The 20,525-nt window shown below is 46.6% G+C and carries 20 protein-coding genes and 1 pseudogene; 6 read left to right on the forward strand and 15 right to left on the reverse strand.

Features of this window, described 5'->3' with window-relative positions:
- Nucleotides 1–61: 61 nt before the first annotated feature.
- Entirely contained in the window at nt 62–634 is a 573-nt protein-coding gene (locus MKY66_RS25805; protein WP_017692198.1) for a DUF420 domain-containing protein, read from the reverse strand.
- A 378-nt stretch (nt 635–1,012) separates the two neighbouring features.
- Between MKY66_RS25805 and MKY66_RS25810 the strand changes: the two genes are divergently transcribed.
- Complete coding sequence (locus tag MKY66_RS25810) at nt 1,013–2,203, forward strand: cation:proton antiporter (protein ID WP_076212818.1); 1,191 nt, start codon at nt 1,013–1,015, stop codon at nt 2,201–2,203.
- A gap of 212 nt (nt 2,204–2,415) precedes the next feature.
- Nucleotides 2,416–2,766 (forward strand): annotated as a pseudogene (locus MKY66_RS25815) (transcriptional regulator); the annotation flags it as partial.
- Between the two features lie 196 nt (nt 2,767–2,962).
- Here MKY66_RS25815 and MKY66_RS25820 read toward each other — a convergent pair.
- The 10 genes from MKY66_RS25820 to MKY66_RS25865 all read right to left on the reverse strand — a co-directional run bounded on the left by MKY66_RS25820 (nt 2,963) and on the right by MKY66_RS25865 (nt 12,017).
- A complete protein-coding gene (locus MKY66_RS25820) occupies nt 2,963–3,448 on the reverse strand; it encodes a DedA family protein (protein WP_076212821.1) in 486 nt (161 codons plus the stop codon).
- A 13-nt stretch (nt 3,449–3,461) separates the two neighbouring features.
- The gene (gene pssA / locus MKY66_RS25825; RefSeq protein ID WP_076212824.1) at nt 3,462–4,007 is read right to left on the reverse strand and encodes a CDP-diacylglycerol--serine O-phosphatidyltransferase; all 546 of its coding nucleotides are present in this window, start codon (nt 4,005–4,007) and stop codon (nt 3,462–3,464) included.
- Between the two features lie 21 nt (nt 4,008–4,028).
- Nucleotides 4,029–5,777, reverse strand: coding sequence for a HAMP domain-containing sensor histidine kinase (locus MKY66_RS25830; RefSeq protein ID WP_076212826.1), 1,749 nt, complete (start codon nt 5,775–5,777; stop codon nt 4,029–4,031).
- Nucleotides 5,774–6,454, reverse strand: a complete 681-nt coding sequence (locus MKY66_RS25835; RefSeq protein WP_076212829.1) for a response regulator transcription factor — start codon at nt 6,452–6,454, stop codon at nt 5,774–5,776. Before MKY66_RS25835 ends, MKY66_RS25830 begins: the two co-directional genes overlap by 4 nt.
- Nucleotides 6,455–6,706: 252 nt before the next feature.
- Nucleotides 6,707–7,519 carry a bifunctional hydroxymethylpyrimidine kinase/phosphomethylpyrimidine kinase gene (thiD, locus tag MKY66_RS25840; RefSeq protein WP_017692191.1) on the reverse strand — a complete coding sequence of 271 codons (813 nt, stop codon included), beginning with the start codon at nt 7,517–7,519 and terminating at the stop codon, nt 6,707–6,709.
- 105 nt (nt 7,520–7,624) lie between these two features.
- Entirely contained in the window at nt 7,625–8,323 is a 699-nt protein-coding gene (locus MKY66_RS25845; protein WP_076212832.1) for an ABC transporter permease, read from the reverse strand.
- On the reverse strand, nt 8,316–9,239 hold the full coding sequence (locus MKY66_RS25850; protein ID WP_076212834.1) for an ABC transporter ATP-binding protein: 924 nt from the start codon (nt 9,237–9,239) through the stop codon (nt 8,316–8,318). Before MKY66_RS25850 ends, MKY66_RS25845 begins: the two co-directional genes overlap by 8 nt.
- A gap of 127 nt (nt 9,240–9,366) precedes the next feature.
- The gene (locus MKY66_RS25855) at nt 9,367–10,299 is read right to left on the reverse strand and encodes a sensor histidine kinase (RefSeq protein ID WP_076212837.1); all 933 of its coding nucleotides are present in this window, start codon (nt 10,297–10,299) and stop codon (nt 9,367–9,369) included.
- Nucleotides 10,296–11,012 (reverse strand): response regulator transcription factor, encoded by a 717-nt coding sequence (locus MKY66_RS25860; protein ID WP_076212840.1) that lies wholly within the window; start codon nt 11,010–11,012, stop codon nt 10,296–10,298. The genes MKY66_RS25855 and MKY66_RS25860 overlap by 4 nt, the downstream gene beginning before the upstream one ends.
- A 153-nt stretch (nt 11,013–11,165) precedes the next feature.
- Entirely contained in the window at nt 11,166–12,017 is an 852-nt protein-coding gene (locus MKY66_RS25865; protein WP_076212843.1) for a DegV family protein, read from the reverse strand.
- Between the two features lie 305 nt (nt 12,018–12,322).
- On the opposite strand from MKY66_RS25865, the gene MKY66_RS25870 reads away from it, so the two are divergent.
- From MKY66_RS25870 to MKY66_RS25885, 4 genes are all read left to right on the forward strand, one after another.
- Nucleotides 12,323–13,099, forward strand: coding sequence for an ABC-2 family transporter protein (locus tag MKY66_RS25870; RefSeq protein ID WP_036606839.1), 777 nt, complete (start codon nt 12,323–12,325; stop codon nt 13,097–13,099).
- Nucleotides 13,096–13,896: an ABC-2 family transporter protein gene (locus tag MKY66_RS25875; RefSeq protein WP_076212845.1), complete on the forward strand. Its 801-nt coding sequence runs from the start codon at nt 13,096–13,098 to the stop codon at nt 13,894–13,896. Before MKY66_RS25870 ends, MKY66_RS25875 begins: the two co-directional genes overlap by 4 nt.
- 22 nt (nt 13,897–13,918) lie before the next feature.
- Entirely contained in the window at nt 13,919–14,887 is a 969-nt protein-coding gene (locus MKY66_RS25880; RefSeq protein ID WP_076213064.1) for an ATP-binding cassette domain-containing protein, read from the forward strand.
- A 96-nt stretch (nt 14,888–14,983) separates the two neighbouring features.
- The gene (locus MKY66_RS25885) at nt 14,984–15,661 is read left to right on the forward strand and encodes a succinylglutamate desuccinylase/aspartoacylase family protein (protein WP_076212848.1); all 678 of its coding nucleotides are present in this window, start codon (nt 14,984–14,986) and stop codon (nt 15,659–15,661) included.
- A gap of 88 nt (nt 15,662–15,749) precedes the next feature.
- Here MKY66_RS25885 and MKY66_RS25890 read toward each other — a convergent pair whose 3' ends face one another.
- The 4 genes from MKY66_RS25890 to MKY66_RS25905 form a co-directional block, all read right to left on the reverse strand.
- Nucleotides 15,750–16,841: a serine hydrolase domain-containing protein gene (locus MKY66_RS25890; protein WP_083657183.1), complete on the reverse strand. Its 1,092-nt coding sequence runs from the start codon at nt 16,839–16,841 to the stop codon at nt 15,750–15,752.
- Between the two features lie 122 nt (nt 16,842–16,963).
- Nucleotides 16,964–17,365, reverse strand: a complete 402-nt coding sequence (locus MKY66_RS25895) for a MerR family transcriptional regulator (protein WP_076212854.1) — start codon at nt 17,363–17,365, stop codon at nt 16,964–16,966.
- Between the two features lie 26 nt (nt 17,366–17,391).
- Nucleotides 17,392–18,864 (reverse strand): prolyl oligopeptidase family serine peptidase, encoded by a 1,473-nt coding sequence (locus MKY66_RS25900; RefSeq protein WP_076212857.1) that lies wholly within the window; start codon nt 18,862–18,864, stop codon nt 17,392–17,394.
- Nucleotides 18,865–18,948: 84 nt separating this feature from the next.
- Complete coding sequence (locus tag MKY66_RS25905; protein ID WP_083657184.1) at nt 18,949–20,511, reverse strand: glycoside hydrolase family 32 protein; 1,563 nt, start codon at nt 20,509–20,511, stop codon at nt 18,949–18,951.
- Between the last annotated feature and the right edge of the window lie 14 nt (nt 20,512–20,525).

Below are 20,525 nucleotides of genomic sequence, written 5' to 3' on the forward strand. Positions count from 1 at the left end.
TCCTTCCATGGAAACATTACCCGCAAGTCAAACTAATTAGCACAGTGAAACGTTCATTACATTAATAATATGGTGCCATCATGAGATATACTACAACACCTGTAGAACTGACGTAGAGCCAGATTGGCATAGTCCAACGTGCAATTTTGCGGTGTTTCTTCAATTGATTCGTCCAACCCCAGACCAGTGTGAACAATGCCAATGGAACAATCAGGGCTGCCAGTATACTATGGGTAATCAGAATGAAGAAATAGATCGAACGAATGATGCCCTCGCCGCCGTATTTGGACGTCTCTGGTGAGAGGTAATGAAACGTCAGATAGGTCACAAGGAATAACAGTGTTGTTGAGAATGCAGCAAGAATAAATCGTTTGTGCAGCTTCACATTCCGCTTGATAATCGCAATAAGGGCTGCGAGCAGGAAGATGAAGGTAAAGCTGTTAAACACGGCATTAAACCGCGGCAACACCGTAATATCAAAGGTTACATCACCTTTGTAACCAATCGACGGCGCGAAGAACAATAATAAAATAATGACATTAGCGAGAATGGAAATGGTGATAATGATGCCTGCGAAATTTTTATTACTCGTCGGGGATGGAATGTTCGGCTCCCCTTTGTTATTTTTGCCCAATGCAAAATCCTCCTCATATCCTAACTTCTATGTTCTATATCATTATATCTCGGCAATTCCGGACTGTTAAGTGACAACACTCTGAACAAAAACCTTAGTACTACATGATAAAATGCCCCTTTACGGCCATTTTCAATCAAATCCAAACCAGCTCCCATTTACCCAAGTCCATATTTGTGGTATAATTAATGCAATTAATCACATACGCGTTGAAACTGGAGGAGCCTGTCACCAAGGGCCCCTCTTTGTCTTTTTCAGGCACAGAACGGCACTTTTCCTAATGCCTTTCTGTGTCTTTTTGTCTTTTTGAAGCTGAGAATGGATCGCCCTTGGGCAGGTAATCCTATAAAAACGCAACTACTGGAGAGGAGTACACCTATGGAATTTATTTTGGTTCTTGCACTTATTTTGATCTTTACCAAACTTGCTGGTGATCTATCCGTAAGATTGGGTCAGCCATCCGTTTTGGGAAAATTAATTGTAGGTGTCGTCCTCGGGCCTGCACTGCTCGGTTGGGTTCAGCAAAGTGATTTCGTTCATTATATGGCCGAGATCGGGGTACTACTGTTAATGTTCATTGCCGGATTGGAAACTGATCTGGAGCAATTAAAGAAAAACTGGAAGGCGGCCTTTGCCGTAGCGGTCGGCGGTATTATTTTGCCTTTTATCGGAGGATACGGCTCGGCCATAGCCTTTGGTATGTCGACAACGCATGCTCTGTTCTTTGGACTTTTATTCTGTGCCACTTCCGTCAGCATTTCGGTTCAGACACTGAAAGACATGGATCAACTCAGCTCACGTGAGGGTACAACAATTCTTGGTGCAGCTGTCGTTGATGATGTCCTGGTCGTTGTCATTCTTGCCGTTATGATGAGCTTGTTAGGTACAGGTGGAGGAGACACTTCGATCTCTTTGCTTATTGGTAAGAAGCTGTTGTTCTTTGTGATCATCATCGCTGCCAGCTGGTTCCTTGTTCCACGCATTATGAAGTGGATGGCACCACTGAAGGTAACGGAGACCGTTATTACTGCGGGACTGATTATTTGTTTCGGATTTTCCTACTTCGCAGAGTGGATGGGTGTGGCTGGAATCATTGGTGCTTTTGCCGCTGGTATTGCCATCTCTCAAACCAACTTCAAACATGAAGTTGAAACCAAACTGGAACCGATCGCCTACGGAATTTTTGTTCCAGTGTTCTTTGTAAGTATTGGCTTAAATGTCACCTTTGATGGCGTGGGTTCACAAATTTGGTTTATTGTTGTTATCAGTCTCATTGCCATTGCAACTAAACTTCTTGGCGGCGGAGCCGGTGCACGTCTTACCGGATTTGATCGAATATCGTCTCTTGCCATTGGCTCAGGAATGATTTCAAGAGGTGAGGTTGCACTGATTATCGCTTCAACCGGTCTTGCTTCCGGATTACTTGATCCGGAATACTTCACGAGTGTCGTGATCATGGTCATTGTGACTACACTGGTCACTCCACCACTCCTCAAAATCACCTTTGCTCGCAAAAAAGGGGAAAAACAAGTCGAAAGAGGAATTGAAGAATCTCATTTAAGTGGGTAACTGTTTGAAAGGTATTGAAATTATTCCGTATTTAAAGCTATACTTGCTTTAGAAATGTAATATATCGGTCGTGAAGCACACGCCGCTTTGATCCATTTTCCCCTTCAACGCGAAGGTTGGAAATGGTCGGAGCGGCTTTTTGTATTTTTACATGACGACCTGAAGCCCTGTTCACGTTCGTTCTATTTTATTTTTTAGAGGAGATGAAGACGATGAGCATTGATTTTGACGAGGCTTACGAAGTTTGGATGCACTCCCTTTTGGAGGAGGAAACGAACCCCAGAGTGCTGTCCAGACTAGAAAATGGACTTGAACATGGCACATTGGAATTTTTGCATTCAGTCTGGTTTCCGGTGATGAAAAAGTTTAACCATTTGTAACCCGAATGGGAAGTTCGAGACTTTCATAACGGCTATCGGTATCTGTATCTTGCATACATGCCAGGTAACGGCGTTAAAGGAGGTATTGAAATCCAAGGATACGGGCCACATGCCCGTGATCTGGATGTACGGCGTTTTAAAGATTTATGCTGGCGGCATTGTCTGCTAACGCCGGAGAATTACTCGGAGAAACAGCTCTGAGCTTGAATTTTCTTGAAACATCTTGCGGGCTAGCCTACAGTTCCAAGGGTAAGTTACTTGTAGTCGATTAAATTACTTAGAATGAGGTCTCCGACCATATATAGAAAAACAAAAAAAGACCACCTTACACTCAAGAGGTCTTCCATCCTTGCCCGTTACTACAACAGGCTGTCCCATTTTAAGTTAACACGCCAACATAAAAACCAATCGAGATAAAGACAACACACCAGACGAATGCACCAATGCTGGATACAACTACGTACCTGCCAATCGCCATGCGGCTAATCCCGGAGAAACAGCACATCAGATGACGAATGCCTGGAATGAAGTAACCCAGAATGATGGACCAATACCCATATTTGATGAACCACGACTCCACCCTGCTGAATCGTTTGGCATTAACGCCGACCCACTTGCCGTATTTTTCAACCAGCGGCCTGCCCGCTTTCTTGCCAATCATGTAGCTAAGCAGCCCTCCGGTAAATGCACCACCGAAACTGACGGCGATGGATACGGAGTAATTCAATACCGAGATAGAGGCGAGATAACCGACAAAAGTCATCATCACCTCATCCGGAATCGGCATGCCAATAACACCAAGAGCCAGAAGTCCGTATATTGCGAAATAACCATATTGACCAATAAATTCTTTTGCAAATTCCATACTGACTCGCTCCTTATTTCGGTTCCACAATATCCTTCTCATGTGAGGCTAACACTTGTTTTAGAGACGGGAATCGGATTTGGCTCACCATGAGACCGGATAATACAATAATGACAAGATAGGCTACACCATGTGTGAAATAAGGACTCCAGAGTGCGAAAAAGGACATCAGACCTCCGGCAAATGTAATCGGCATCCCGACAAAACCACTGCTTGCTGTCTTCTGACAGTTATAACGGGCCAGACGCAAAGCACCACAAACCGGAAACAATGCAGTCAGTGCCATCCCCAGCACACTCACTTCAAGCATGGAATTCAGGTACAGAATCAGCACAGGTGCTGTTCCGAATGAAACTACATCCGCAAGTGAGTCCAGGGACTTGCCGAACTCACCCTCACAATGCAACTTACGAGCCGCATACCCGTCAAACAGATCAAAGAACATCGCTACCCATATCATCATCACAGCAAAGGCAAATTCACCATGAATAGCCATTATGACTGCCAGCATGCCTGAACTCAGATTCCCCAAGGTTAAAATCGATGGTAAAGACTTCATAAGATTTGACTCCCTTTCGTACTAGGCTTTAGGAAAAATAATATAAAAACGGACTCCATCCGGTGTGTTCTCCACTCCATAACTGCACCCATGCAGATCAAGAATCTGCTTCGCAATGGCCAGACCAAGCCCGGTCCCCCCCATTTTACGATTACGTGAGCGCTCTACCCGATAGAACCTCTCCCATATATACTGCCGCTCAGCTTCAGCTATCTGCTCGCCCTTGTTCTCAATGGAAATATGGACAAAACCTTCACGCCTGCTAATCTCAATAGTTATATCGGTATGTGGTATCGCATGACGTATAGCATTCATCATGATATTGAAAATAACTTGCTCCAGCTTGCTTCGGTCACCCTCAACCGTCTGTTCTGTTGTGGATACAAGCACCACATCCAATCCTTTGTCCTTCAGTTGCGGACCCAGACGGCCGGCGATATCTTCAATCATGTCAGCCAGTGCAACAGCATCCGTATTCAATTGAACCGCTGAGGATTCAAGTCGCACCAGATCCAGCATCTCTTCAACCATCGTTTCCATTTTGATCGCCTCATCGGCAATGATCTCAATGTAACGCTCCCGTTTGCTCTCACTCACGCCATCCTTCAGCCCTTCAGAATATCCTTTAATAATGCTGATTGGCGTCTTAAGTTCATGTGATGCATCGGCAAAAAACTTGCGCTGACGCTGTTCAATCTCCTGCTTCATTTCCATATCTGTACGCATCTGCGTGTTGGCCTGCCTAAGCTCTTCCAGTGTCTGACCCAAGGTTCCCGATAAGGCATTAAGGCTGTTAGACAGACTGCCGATCTCATCATTACGCCGGATGGGTGATTTCACCGTGAAATCCAACGTAGACATTTTCTTGGCGACATGGTTCAAGGCCAAGAGCGGCTTCGTTACAATTCGGGACAGGAGTAACGCCAGCAACAGAATCAATATAAATGCCCCTATGCCGAAATACGCATAGAACAATCGTGTTGCCTCATTCGCTTCCCTCATCTCCTGTAGAGAGGTGAGCGAGAAGATCAATTGTTGCTCAGGTCCGGAACGATGCACTGGAGCAATGGTGATGACATTGCGAACACCGCTCCAGCTATCCATCCATTCTTCATTGAGCATTTTGCCATTCGCCAAGGCCAGTTGGTCTTCGGTGGACAAAGGGAACCGGCTATCCAGTGCTTGCACCAGCAGGCCCTGCCTCTGACTCCACGTTGCCAGATTGGGAAGAACGACCTCGGTCAATACGCCGGACCATTCCTTTACCGGTTCAATTGATTCCTGAAAGCTTTCTGTTCCCCATGCGGCAGAAGTGGCATCCTGGATTTTGAATGGATAGACCATGGACTCGCTGGCCGGACCTTTCACCGTCAGTTCTTGCCCATATTTCAGATGGGATGTAATCCAGCCAGCATTCTCACTATTGATAAACAAGGACAAGGACACCTTCACGTGACTTCCATCTTCTTGAAGCAACGTAATGTGGAACGGGTCATTAACCAGTCTTCCGGTATTCGTCAGAATGACCAGATGTGACTGATTCTGACGCATGAATTTCCCGGTCTCCTTGGCTAGCTGTAAATCACTCCAATGTCCATTGGAATATTGCTGTTCGAACTTAGACAGCTTTTTCTTCATACTGCTGACCTTTTGATGCTGATAGAAGTCGGGGAACCAGACCAACTGGGCAAAAACCGTCGTACCATATAGAAGAACCAGACATCCTGCCATGACCAGAAAAAGCTTCATCGTTACGCCATTTCTTCTCATGCTTCTGCCTCGAAACGATATCCAGTGCCAATCACCGTCCGGATACACTTGGCTTCATCACCCAATTTGCTGCGCAACTTCTTGATGTGAGTATCCACAACACGTGAGTCCCCTTCAAAATCAAATCCCCAGATCCGATTCAAAATGGCATCCCGGGACAACACAATGCCTGCATTACGTGCCAAATAAAGCAACAGATCATATTCCTTTGGTGCAAGTTCCACTTCAATTCCGTCCTTCTCCAGGCGTCTGGCCCATGGATCAAGGGTTACCTGACCAAAGCGAATCACACCCTGCTCTCGTCCAAATGCACCTTCAACACGCTTCATTAATGTCTCTGCACGTGCAACCAGCACACGTGGACTAAACGGCTTGGTAACGTAATCGTCTACGCCCAGCTGAAATCCATGAATTTTATCGTCATCCTCGGACCGTGCAGTCAGCATGATAATAGGTACGGTGGATTGGGATCGAATATGCCCACATAACGTCCATCCATCCATTTCAGGCATCAAAACATCCAGAATAACCAGATCCACCTCATGCAGAGCCAACAGTTCCAGTGCCTGTACTCCATGTTCTGCTTCTATGACGTTCCATTGTTCTTTTATGAAATAATCGGCCACAATCTCACGAATGCGGCTTTCATCTTCCACCAGAAGCACTGTTCTGATCATGACCGACTCTCCTTTTTAGATTTCTGATGTTAACATACCTATTCCATGTGTCGTTCATGTGTCCATACATTGTTTTGGAATGCTCCCATGATATATACGATTAATATAAGCCAAAAGTTACTATTTTTTATAAAAATTCGCATAAAAAAAGAAGCTATCAACGAGCAAGCTCCTGCTCATTGACAGCTACTTGAATGAAATCGAAGTGTGTTATCCAGAATTGATGGGCTACTGTGCGCTCCCTGGCAACACTTAGCGTTGTTGCTCCAGACGGTGTGCCACATGCAGTGTCGGACCAACAAAACGGTTCAGCGGGAATCCGCCGGCAATCGCTTTGGTCACAAAGGCTTTACCTTCACGAACAGCCTCTTTCACTGAAAGACCACGAGCCAATCCAGCGGTAATCGCCGCAGACGTCGTGCAGCCCGCACCATGCGTATATCCGGAGCCGACAACATCGGCTTCAAACCATTCGTAGTTGGTTCCATCATAGAGTAGATCCATTGCTTTACCCGGGCTAATGACACCTCTGTCCTTGATCAGGACATGTTTCGAGCCATGGGCATGAATTGCTGCTGCCGCTGCTTCCATCTGTTCCTTGGAGCGAATCGGTCCACTCTTCGCCAGTTGGGATGCTTCGAACAGATTAGGGGTAACCAAATCAGCACCTGGCAACAGGAATTCGATCATCGCTTCCGTATTTTCCGGTTGCAGTACTTCGTCTGTACCTTTGCAGACCATTACCGGATCGATAACGATCTGTGGCAGACCGCTGCGGCGAATATGTTTTGCTACCAGTTCAATAATATCTACAGAACCGAGCATACCTGTCTTCATGGCATCGAAACCGATACCGTCCAGAACAGTGCGAAGCTGCGCTTCAACTACATTTAATTCAACAGGAAAGACCTGGTGATCCCATGTTTCGGGCTCCATTGCCACAACCGTAGTCAGTACGGTCATGCCATACACACCCAGCTCCTGAAAAGTTTTCAAATCAGCTTGAATACCTGCACCGCCGCTCGTGTCCGAACCAGCTATTGTTAATGTTTTTGGAATCGTCATGGTAGTTGCATTCTCCTTCGTGTCTCAGTTGACATTATCCTATCCCTTGTACGAGCGGATGTCAATGGCATCTGAAGCCATACAGAGCATGGTTTTCCGAATGATTCAGTTCACATCTTTTGTCTCCAGACGAACCATGGACATCGAAGCAATCCATATCCCTATTGCTCCAAGGGTCAGAGGGATAATAATAAGCGAATGAATGGAAACTTCCGACCCGTTGAATCCGGAGCAGACAATCAAAACCAGCAAAATGGACGAGACCATTGTAGTTGTAACAGAATGCTTACGCATACCGAAGAATAGGGGAATGAGTGCCATACACGCAGCCGATAAAGAACTCATACTGTACTTCGCCAGAAGTCCCCATATATCCTGATTCGTCAATGATCCAGGAATGAAGGAGTAGAAATGATTAACAACTAACAGCAGTGAACCCATCAACAGATCGGTAACCATAATCATCACAAATGTAAAACCAAACACGATAATCAATTTGGCAGCAATGATTTTATGACGCTGGATGGGATAGGTGAACATGACGTTCATCGTTTTATTTCTATACTCACTGATCACCAGCTTGGATAATAAAGCTCCTGCAAATATGATAAAGGTCGCTCTCACAAACGTATCGATAATCATAAAGGCGGTCTGGTAATCGGCATAGGCATAATCTTCTGCTCCCACATCCACGAATCCAATCATGATCAGGAAAAGAAGAATGGCTATACTGGCAATACCTGCACCTGCAAAATTACGTGCAAAACGGTGCTTCCGCAACTCAAGTCTGATGAGTTTAAGCAACGTCTTCATCCCCTTTCACAAGCTTCATGAAGTGTTCTTCCAGGGAATGAGCCCGTTTGGATATCGATTCGATCTCAATGCCGTGTTGGATCAGCTTGGTGTTCAGTTCCGATGGAATGATTCCCGGATCATAGATGCGTAACGTTTGGTCATCAACCAGTTTATAATTACTCAAACCAAGCTGGTGTTCAATGACATAGGTCGCTTTGCGGATATCCACCGCCTGTAACTCAATGTACTCATTTTGACTTCCACGAATGCTCTCCATCGATACTTCCTCCACCAAACGACCGCCGCGAATGACACCAACTGTGTCCGCAATCTGTTCGATCTCGCCAAGAATGTGACTGGAGACCAACAGGGTAATGCGATACTCATTGCTAAGGCGCTTGAACAAATCTCGCATCTCCCGGATCCCTACAGGGTCCAATCCGTTGATCGGTTCATCCAGAATGAGCAGTTCAGGTGTGGTTATTAGTGCACGAGCCAGTCCGAGCCTCTGCTTCATGCCCAAGGAGAAGTCCTTGACCGGTTTCTTGCCTGTATCCTTCAGCCCTACCGTTTCCATCGTATTGTCGATAATCTTTTTGTTGTGAAACCCCATGTATTCACAGTGAAGCTCCAGATTCTCGCGAGCAGACAGTCTATCGTAGAAAAAAGGATATTCAATAATACTGCCCATTCGCTTCAGCACTTCATAGGAGGTCGGCGTAAGCTTCTCCCCAAACAGTTCTATCTCCCCTGTGGTTGGTTTGACGAGATTGGTGAGCATCTTCATGATGGTTGTTTTACCAGCACCATTCGGACCGAGGAATCCATAGATCTCACCTTGCTTAATATTCATATTGAAGTTGGATACAACCTCCACCCCTTCATATACTTTGGTCACATCTATTGTTCGTGCGATATAATTCATCGTCCTTGTTCTCCTTTACGTCCCCTGTCCGGGTTCCTATATCTATATTGTAAAGAGAAAAGTCTTCTTTTTTATTAATCAAATCTTACAAAAACCTTAAGTCTGACCGGACACGCCAACGCAGGGTCTACCAAGCCTTTAAGGTAACCGAGAATACAGTCCGTTGATGTGGCACACTATGCAAGTGAATACTTCCACCCATCCGCTCAACTAGCCGTTTCGTAATGGTCAGACCCAGGCCGCTGCCTTGATAGAGTCGATTGCGGGAATCCTCCAGTGTATACATGCGTTCAAACACACGACTATGCTCGCTCTCCGGAATTCCTTTTCCCTGGTCCCAGATCTGTAACGTCACAGGTCCACCTATCGAATGATCCAGTGAAAGCCCCATTACCTTACCCTCTGCTCCATATTTCATTCCATTGGTTATGAGATTATCCAGCACACGGTCCAATGCTTCTTCATTCGCTTGCACGAAGATATCACCAGCAGGTATCTCCAGCTCGACTTGCAATCCGAGATTCGTCAACATTTCATAAAAGGAAAGCATCTTCAACCGACATAATTCGCTTATATTCACTCGACTAAGCACCAGTTCCGTATCTCCGGATTCCAGCTTCGCCAGATCAAAAAAGGAATGGATCAAACGCAGCACTTCCTGCGCCTTATCCTGTATTTTCTCCGTCATCATCTTCCGTTCCTGATCGGACAATGATGGACTGTGCAGTAAGGTCTCACTATAACCCAGCACAACGGTGAGTGGCGTTTTCAGATCATGCGAAATGTTCGAGAGCATATTACGCATCTCCTTCTCCTGGTTCGCATACCCTGCTTTGGCGCGGTGCGCATGATCCAGCAGCTGGTTCATGTCTTTCAGAAGCTGACTGACTTGGTCATCACTATTGAATACAAGCAAACGCTCAAAGGTGCCTTGATCCAGAATAGCGGATATTTTCTGATGAATATAGGACAGGTGTTGGGTGCGTTTCTGCAATCTCATCCACAATCCAATGACGGCAATAGCCAAAATAGCTGTTGTACTGGCAAAAATCAGTGTCATCCCTGCTCCGCCTCCAGCTTATATCCGATGCCCCAGAGTGTCTTGATATATTGGGGAGCCGAAGGATCTGCCTCCAGTTTCTCACGCAGACGACGCATATGTACGTTAATGATATTTTCGTCTCCATAATAATGATCGTTCCAGACGGAAGCGTAGATCTGAGCCTTGGTGAACACTTTGCCAGGATGGGTAACCAACAGCTTCAGAATTCCAAATTCCTTGGATGTCAGTTTGACGGGTGTACCTTCGCGCTCCACCTCGTACGTCTCTATGTCAACTACGAGTCCTCCAATGTGAATACGTTGATCTTTAGCCACTTCAGCCGCAGGCTGAGTCGTATAATTGGCGCGGCGAATCGCAGCTTTGATGCGGGCAGTCAGTTCGATTAACGAGAAAGGTTTGCTCAAGTAATCATCTGCACCGAAGCCCAAGCCTAACGCTTTGTCCACCTCCCCATCCTTTGCAGACAGAATGAGCACAGGTACCAGACTGACTGCCCGAATGGTTTGCAGCACATCCATCCCACTTTTGCGGGGCAGCATCAGATCCAGAATAACCAGATCATACCCGGGTTGTGACTGGCTGAACTGATGTTCTGCCTCTAAGCCGTCATATGCATAAGTGACGTCGTAGCCCTCTTTTTCCAAGTACGGCCCGACCATCTCACTAATTGAACGATCATCTTCAACAAGCAACAAGCGATGACTTAACACATGTTTCCCTCCAACATGAACAGTTTTCTTTATTACCTCACAGTTTGTTTGAATTGGCAATGACATACGAAAAAACCTGACAGGAGCAACACTTTGACATCAAGTGTGTTTCCTGCCAGGTCTATGACTGTCTGTAGATCAATGCTGGTGCTTCTAATCTCTATATCCGTTCTCACTGTGAATCCAGCACAGTCCAATGGTTCCTGCACCTGCATGGATACTTACCACAGGGATAAATGGCATGATTTCGGTCTTTAATCTAGGCAGCAGAGCTGCAATCTGTTTTTTGATTGTAACAGCTTCTTCCTGATTGTTGGCATGCATAATGCACACATGCTTTACTTTCTCCATATCCAGCTTGAGCATATCGAGCATGCGCTCTTTTGTCCGCTTGAACGTGCGGATCTTCTCATTCACAACCACTTTGCCCTCTTCAAATCGAAGCAGCAGATGGATCTTGAGCAGTTGACTGATGATCAGCTGTGTACCCGACACCCGGCCACTGCGGTGAAGATGTTGAAGACTGGCCGGTATGAGGTAAAAGGACATGTTATCAATCATCTGTTCAATGTTTACTTTGATCTCGGCAGCTGAACATCCCTGCTTCTGCCATTCCAGTCCTTGCATAATCATCTCACGGTGAGGATAGGCACCTGCCTTCGAATCAATTGCGGTCACCGTCACTCCTGCAATCTCTGCAGCCTGCATGGACGTATGCAGCGTTCCGCTAAGCTCTGTAGAGCAATGAATCGTAATAATCTCATCGTACTTGTCTTTGAGCGACTCATACAGTTCAATGAATTCGCCAATGGGTGGCTGCGAACTGCTCGCACGTGAAGCCTCCGCAAGTTTCTCATAGAACATTTCAGATGTAATGTCATCGGTTTCCCGGTAACATTCCTCTCCAAATACGATGCGCAGCGGTACGATGTAGATATGATTTTGCTCCGCAAAAACGGGATCCAGTGTACTGGTACTATCGGTGACCCATGCAATTTTCTTCATGACATCCTTCTCTCTTGCCGGATTGTTCGTTCTGTATCCTCAATCGTCAAGCACAAGCCCGGCGGTTTATTTAAAATTTGAATATTTCACATTGTAAACGTTTGCGATATTACCCCTCAATTATAAAGGAACGGACAGACTGTTGTCTTGTGGCGCAATCATGAACACCCCTGTTAATACCATTATTAGCTAAAAAAATGTCTTGCCTGTGAAGGAATAAATTGGTATGCTGTTGTCCTTCTCTCTTTTTCGCCTTGACTGAAGTGAACGGAAACGCCGTTCAATCCACTTATCGGAGGTGTCACATGCTTTATTTCACTCTGGCTTCCAAAGCCTACTCCCGGAATCTGCAATACCGCGGGGCACACATGGTACATAACCTGGCAAGCGCCATGTTTGGTTACATGTATGCCTGCCTCTGGATCGGCATCGGGGCCGACCATACTCTCGGAGAATACGGGACACAGGGGATGATCAGTTACATTGCGTTCACGCAATCCTCTCTCTGGATCTCGGGTTTTCTCACGAACGGATTGGGTATTCCCTTATCCGTCAGGACAGGGCAGATCGCACTGGATCTGATGAGGCCTGTTCATCTGTTCACCCACCTGATGGCACGCGAATGGGGGCAGATTGCCTACCAGTTCGTGTACAAAAGTATTCCGATCTACCTGCTCTTCTCCATTGTCTTTTCCCTGCATTGGCCCTCAGACGTTTCAACACTATTCTATGCCGCACTTGGTCTTGCCGGCGCCGCATACTTATCCATCTGTATGAACTACATCATTGGTGCCACGTCGATGTGGACCACGGAGTCCTCTTGGCTTCACTGGGGCAATCACGCGATGATGAATCTGCTGGCTGGTTTTTTCATTCCGCTGGAATGGCTACCGAACTGGCTTGAACAACTTGCCTGGATATCACCCTACCCTTTCCTGCTCTATGTACCTACCCGAATCTATCTTGGTTTCGAAGATGGCTCCTTGTTATGGGGAACCTTGCTTTGGTGTGTCTTTATGACGTTGATCTGTCTTGCGATCACCCAAGTGTTACGTCGTAAAGTGGAGGTGCAGGGCGGATGAAGCGAACTTCCTGGTTCAATTTATATAAAATGCTCATTCGAACAAGCATCCGCAGCCGGATGCAATACAAGTTCAATTTCATCATGGCGTCCGTATTGGCCGCTTTAATTCAGATCTCCGAGTTTCTGATGGTTGCTCTCGTGCTGCACAAATTCGGAGCCATTAAAGGCTGGTCCCTCCATGAGATCGGTTATCTCTTTGCCATCATGACGTTATCCAAAACACTGTATCGCACATTTGGCAATGAGGTTCACCATCTGGAAAAATATCTGGTTAATGGTGAGCTTGATCAACTGTTAACTCGTCCCATGCCCGTATTGCTGGCACTGCTGCCGCAAAACTTCCGCATCATGGCTGGGGAAGTCCTGCAAGGCGGGTTCATTCTCTGCTGGTCATTGGCAGGCATGATGCACAGCGGACAGATTGGCTGGATCGCCATCCCCTTCTCCCTGTTCATTATCCTGACCGGTGCAGTCATTCTCTTTTCCATCGGACTTGCTACCGCCACACTCGGATTCTGGACCACACGCATTGAGGAATTACAGACGATCACTGAGGATGCCGCACGAACGGCTGCCCAATATCCGTTAACGATATATCCCAAATGGATGTCTGGCATTCTGTTAACGGTGATTCCGGTGGGATTCGTCAACTACATTCCGTCACTTTACCTGTTACGGGGTGAAGGAGGAGCGTGGATTCTTGTTGCTGTTGCAGCGGTTGCCGTACTGAGTTTGGCTGCAAGTCTGCGTTTCTGGCAATTCGGCATGACCAAATATCAAAGTACAGGTAGCTAAGGAGGCGTAACGAATCATGAACATGATCACAGCACGGCATCTGCAAAAGGAATTCAAAACTCCTGTTATTCGCGAAGGACGTTTCTCAGGCCTACGTACGTTATTTTCACGTGAATATGTGTCCAAGGAAGCGGTACGCGATATCAGTTTTGATATCGGCCCAGGGGAGTTTGTGGGTTACATCGGTCCGAACGGGGCTGGCAAGTCTACGACGATCAAAATGCTGACAGGTATCCTGCACCCAACCTCGGGTGAGGTAAAGCTTGACGGTATGAACCCGCATCAGGACAGGCGCAGGACCGTTGGTCGACTGGGCGTTGTGTTTGGACAGCGCAGCCAGCTCTGGTGGGATCTGCCTGTGAAAGATTCATATGATATTCTGGCCGAGATGTACGGCGTGCGTGCCGAGGACAAAAAGAGACGGCTGTCCCAGTTCGCTGAGCTGCTGGACCTTGAATCGTTCTGGGCCACGCCTGTCCGCAAGCTCTCGCTTGGACAACGCATGCGAGCGGATCTCGCAGCTTCCATGCTGCATGATCCCGAACTGCTTTTTCTCGATGAACCAACAATTGGACTGGATGTGAACGCAAAGCGGAACATTCGCCAGTTTCTACGTACATTAAATGAAACGTTTGGCAAAACGATTTTGCTGACCACCCATGACATGGACGACATTGAACAGTTATGCAGCCGGGTCATGGTAATTAACCATGGTCAACTAACATATGACGGCACGATCTCGTCACTTCGCGAAACCATCGGACTACCTACGCTGATTCGGGTAACATTCCGGGGAGCGTTTCATATCCCGGATGTTGTGTCGTCCGCGATACATATTACTGGAGTGGAAGGACAGATTGTCACCGTCGAAGTGAACCGGAAGGAATGGAGCACAATGGACATTCTGAAACAGTTGGAGCACTGGGGTCAGATCGAAGATGTAGAGATGAAAGAACCGGATTTCGAAGATATCATTCATCGGGTGTATTAGTCGGCCCATTTTGTGAGGAAATAGGATGAAGACCTGTTCTTACGCCGTTACATGAAAGAGGGACATGGCGTACTGTAATAACGGAGGTGAAGTGTCATGCTTGTAACCAAACATGTCCTTGCAGCATCCAGCGCACACGCTACTCCCTACTTCATCGTACGTGGCATGATGCCGGGACCCGTGATGTTCATTACATCCGGGGTTCACGGGAATGAAACGGCGAGTATGGCCGCTGCGCAAAAACTCGCAGATGATATTGCGACAGGTCGTCACGCCATTCAGCGAGGGCTGTTAATTATCGTGCCACGCGTGAACCAGCAAGCCTACGCTAAGAAAATCAGAGGCAAGCCAGATCTGAATCGTACGTTTCCACGTCGTATGTCAGGCAAGGCCAAGCATCCGCTCGCTGCGGCAGTTTTTCAGCTGGCGCGTGAACATCGGGCCGACTGGTGGCTTGATCTGCATGAAGCCAACGGCCTGTCTCAACTGAGTTCACGAGTGCTTGGACAGACGTTGATCACCAATCCCGGCAGTCGGACAATTCCAGCTTGCAGAAGAGTTATCGAACGGATGAATCGGTCGATTGCCATTCGTAATCGTCATTTTAACCTCAAACAGCATGAATTGCCGGGATCTGCCCGTACAGCGGCTTCAAGACTATTACAAGCCCGTTCCGTCACGGTGGAGACCTGTTGGAGTCTGAAACGCTCGACCCGTATCAAGTATCAGACGAAGATTGTGCACCATTTTCTGCGTGAAGCGGGTATGTCATGATCAAGACGATTAAGATAGAACTAAAAGAAACCTCGAACAGAAAGCGCCCGAAGTACATCCCCAGGTGTTCTCTGTTCGAGGTGTTTTTTTATCTCTGCATCATGGCTTCCAGTATTTTATTACCCACAGGGTCTAGCGGCATGAGTGGATAAAGGTCTTTTTTAGTTATAAACTTGAATATCGTATCCAGATACTCATCCACAATAGAGGCTGATCCAAAACAATAATTGGACAATAATACGACCCCTATACTCTGTTCCTTATTTATAGCCAAATAACTGGAGAAACCAAATGTGCCACCGTTATGCCAGAGAATATTCTGATCTAACAGCTTCTCCTTATGCCATCCTAAATATAAGTCCGAGTCTCCAATCATTATAGGAACATGACTTTTTTGTATTGCAGAGGCTATCGGATGATCATCATTAAGGTTGGCCTGAACAAATAAACTCATATCGTGAACCGATGACTTGATCGCCCCAGCCCCTGCATGTACACTAAGATCCCAGTGAGGGACTTTTTTCCCCGTTGACGTATGTCCATCCACAAATCTGTCATTCTGTTCTGCATTCAGCATAACAGCTGTCTCCGTCATGTTTAATGGACCTGTGATATATTTTTTCAGCAGATCTTCATATGTACTTCCTGATACTTTACATAGCATATAACCCAGTAAGCCCACGCCGGTATTAGAATACTCAAATGAACCCATCTGATCCGTAAAGTCAGCATCCGCTAAAAAAGCAAGTAAATCATCCTCGGTATAATCTGAATACGGATTCAATCGGTTTTTCGTGGGGTTGAGATTTGTGGCAAGTCTAGGTAATCCAGAGGTATGCGTCGCAAGACTTTTTAAGGTAACCTTATTCAAATAATCGTTTTTACCATTGTGTATGTACCTGCCAACCGTGTCATCCGTGGAAAGCTGCTGTTGACGTTCCAATTCTAATAGAAGGATAGATGTAAAAAGTTTGGTGACAGAGCCGATTTCGAACAACCTATGTTCAGCAGCAGCAACGCTCTTCTTTTTGGGATTGCCCAATGAATGATATTCGATATCTTCCTTTGTAATAACGCCAATCTCAAGATGCAGATGTTTCTTTCCTTTGATGTAATCGGATACAAAACCTTGTAAATCCCTCATAGAAAATGTTACTCCTTTTGTTGGTGTGAATTTCATTATTGAAACCACGTTAACCACCACTATGTATTGGCAAACTACACTATGTATTCTTTCTAAATCTCCGATTCCCTGCTCAATAGTCCACGCCTGTTTTCTCTTAAACAGGAAAAGAGCCGCGATTACGGCTCTTTCTTCTGCACCCTGAACGATTGAATATAATTATCGATATCGTCCTCCGGTGTATGCAACAGTCGTGCCAGATGAATCTGCATCTGTTCCAGATGGTCAATATGTGTCTGAATGTCAGCGATGCGTTCGCGTACAAGGGTTTTTAACGTATCCTTTTCCATGTCTTCCTGGCTGAGTAGTTGCAGGGTCTCTTGTATCTCCTTTAAGGAGTAACCCAGCAACTGGGCATCCTTAATGAACTTAATTTTGACCAGATAATCCTCGGTATACACCCGATATCCGTTGGAGGAACGACGGGGAGCAGGCAGAATTCCACTATCTTCGTAATAACGGAGGGTTGCTATACTTACACCGGTACGCTTAGCCAGCTCTCCTCTTGTCATGGTTTCCATGCCTACTCCTCCACCTTTCTGCGGACTTATTGCGTTTGTTTGTTGCGTATCTTGGTATACGTGGCATCATAGGTGGCCTCGGGAAATTGTGCTGAAGATCCTTGCAGCAATGGCTGCTCTTTTCCTTTCAGATAACGGTCAAAGAATGCCAGCGCATAGGATCTGGTTATATCCACATTATGTTCTGGCGTCATGCCTCTGGCAAACATTTTTGGTGAAATTAACGAAATATCCGTAAAGCTTTGATGGAACAAACTCTCCACTGTCAGATAATAGGTATCATTAAGACTATTTGACATCACCCGATCCAAATCAGGCTCAAACTCGGGATAAAATACTTTATCCTTGGCAGTGGCGTCCGGGTCCAGACTTTTGGCTGTTTCACCCGACATGATATACATAAACGGCTGTTTCAAGGCTGTTGTGGATACTTTACCCCAGAAACCGCCTTCCAAACTAAGTCCTGCTTTGAAACGGTCATCCTGAGCCAGCGCTTCCGCCGTAGTTGCACCCCCGTAGGAGTGACCAAAGATACCGACAGAATCCAGATCAAGCTTGCCTTCGAGCAATTGATTCGGATCATGTGAATTCCACTGTGTGAGAGTGTCCAGTACAAAGCTTGCATCCTCTGCACGAATACCTATACCTTTTATATTATATTGATATAGTTCTTTGGAGGTTGGGAAGTCAGGGTCCGGCTGATAAGAAGCGACATGGCCATCCGAGAATGTAACTTGTGCAGATGTATACGGATGGTCGATACCAACCACAATGTAGCCGTGGCTCACAAGTTCCTCAATCGCGGTCATACTTTGAAAGCGAGTAGAACGTATCCCTGGTGAAAACAGTAATACAGGATACTTGCTCTGTGCGGCAGATACCTCGGCACCTTTAACAACATGTGTCGGAATCGTGTCAAGGTAACTGAATACCACTGGTGGAATACCAAATACCAGGCTGATCGCCTCTCCCAATTCGGCAGGATAATGCTCTAGCGGCAATCCTTTGGCTGTTTCCTGATCTACAGGATACCAGACATTGATCATGAGTTCCCGCTTGTCGCCCGGTTCAACCGATTTTGTTTCTTCCCGGGAATCATCCGTTAACTGCTGCGAAAAGGTCCCTATGGCAAATGAACCCGTCGATTCGGGCATCGTGAATGCAGGGAATAACGACGTCAACACTATTGTACCTGCACTAAGAGCCAGCACCAGAATGGATGCCAAAATGATTTTGAACCACGATCGACGTTTCTGTGTATGCTGAATATTGCGCCGAGACTTCCATAATTGAACGGACAATACAATCAGTAAAACAAAGGCCACGATATAGGTAGGTAGCAACTGCACACGAAAATGATCGATTACCCCATGCAAAAGGATAGCCAGTGCCAGTGCCGACAACGTACCGCCCCCCACTACCCGACGTTTGGGAGCCACCCAAATGACCACTGCGCTAATAACTGTCACGATTACTAAAATCCATTCCAAAATTCTCATTGTTCAGCCTCCAATATTTCTTGATAAAAAAAGAATAAACCTTGAAGTATACTTCAAGGTCAAGGCTGAATTTTAGATAGAATTTTATCGGGGAATTCGTATATCCCATTTGCGAAGTTCGGTCAACGTACACGTTCCAGACGAGAATGCTTTAATACCTGTTGAGTTCGGCCCCGGATATATCCGCCCTGTCATGACCTGCTCTCCCTGCTGAATGAACACCTCAACGGAGCTGACATCCATAAAAATATGAAGTTCCAGTTTCCCGTCAAGCAGTTCCACTGTCACAGCTCGTTCTCCGCCCGGCCCTTGTCCGGCCTGCTCGCGATTCAAGCATAAACGACGCTGCTCTACATCATAGGAAATTACGGTTTCTTCATCTTCACCCGTGCGCAGCTTCAACCCAAAGTGTTGTGCCTGTTCCGCTTCGAATACAGCATACAGTTCGTAACGGTCTCCGCTGACTCCAAGATCAAGAACATGTTCATCATCGTTTAGATGTATATCATACTGCTCGGTGCCTTCCGATCTGTACTGTCTAAGTTCGGGAAGAGGCTGGAATATCAATCGTTCTCCCCTGCGAATTAGTTGTCTTGGCAAAGTCATCGCTCCAGCCCAGGCATGGGACTGTTGTGTCGGGATTTCCGTTTCCCACGTATCCATCCAGGCCACCATAATTCGTCGCCCCTGTGCATCCTCCATCGTCTGAGGTGCGTAAAAGTCGAAGCCACAGTCCAGCGGAACGTACTGATCGTACTTCAGCACACCCTGGTCTTCATCCAGCGTTCCCATCATATAAACGGTCGAATGCAGGTTGCGATAGTTATCTCCCTGAGCAGGCATGCGCTGCGGAGACATGATCAGCACATCTCGGCCATCCAGTGTGAACAGATCGGGACATTCCCAATTGTCGCCAAGCGTCCCGTCACTCTGGGCCATAATGTTGACATAACTCCAATCCAGCAAGTCCGTTGAACGGTATAACAGAATGACACCTTTGCCCGAAGCATCATTCGATCCAAGGACGCAATAGTACACACCGTTTCGTTCAAACACTTTTGGATCACGGAAGTCCTTCGGACTGGTATGCGCTGGGATTTGATCCAGTCGAATGACCGGATTCATCGCGCTTTTGACAAAATCAATTCCATTGTCCGAGACAGCGATATTCTGTGTCTGCAAGTAATCGTTATCCTTGTCGGGTCCAGTCACGACATGCCCCGTGTACATCAGCACCAATTTGCCATCCTGCACGATTGCACTTCCAGAGAAACAGCCTCCACTGTCGTAGCTCTGATCGGGTGCCAGGGCAACAGGCAGATAAGACCACGTAACCAAATCACGGCTCACCGCATGGCCCCAGTGCATCGGCCCCCATACCGGTTCGTAGGGATAATGCTGATAGAACAAATGATACATCCCACCGAAGTATATGAAGCCGTTGGGGTCATTCATCCAGCCCACCTCTGGCATCAAATGATAGGCCATTCGATAGGTTGGATTAACCTGATGTCGATGCGCCTTGATATATGCGTTGGCCCGCGCGAGTGTATAACTCTCCTTTGTTTGAGTCGAAGAACTCGTCAGTCCAGGGTCTGTCTCTTGCCTTGTGTCCATTCCCTGCTTCTCGTATCGTTCCTGGTTCATATGTCCTTCACTCC

This window comes from Paenibacillus sp. FSL R5-0766, assembly GCF_037971845.1.
In the GTDB taxonomy this organism is placed as follows: domain Bacteria; phylum Bacillota; class Bacilli; order Paenibacillales; family Paenibacillaceae; genus Paenibacillus.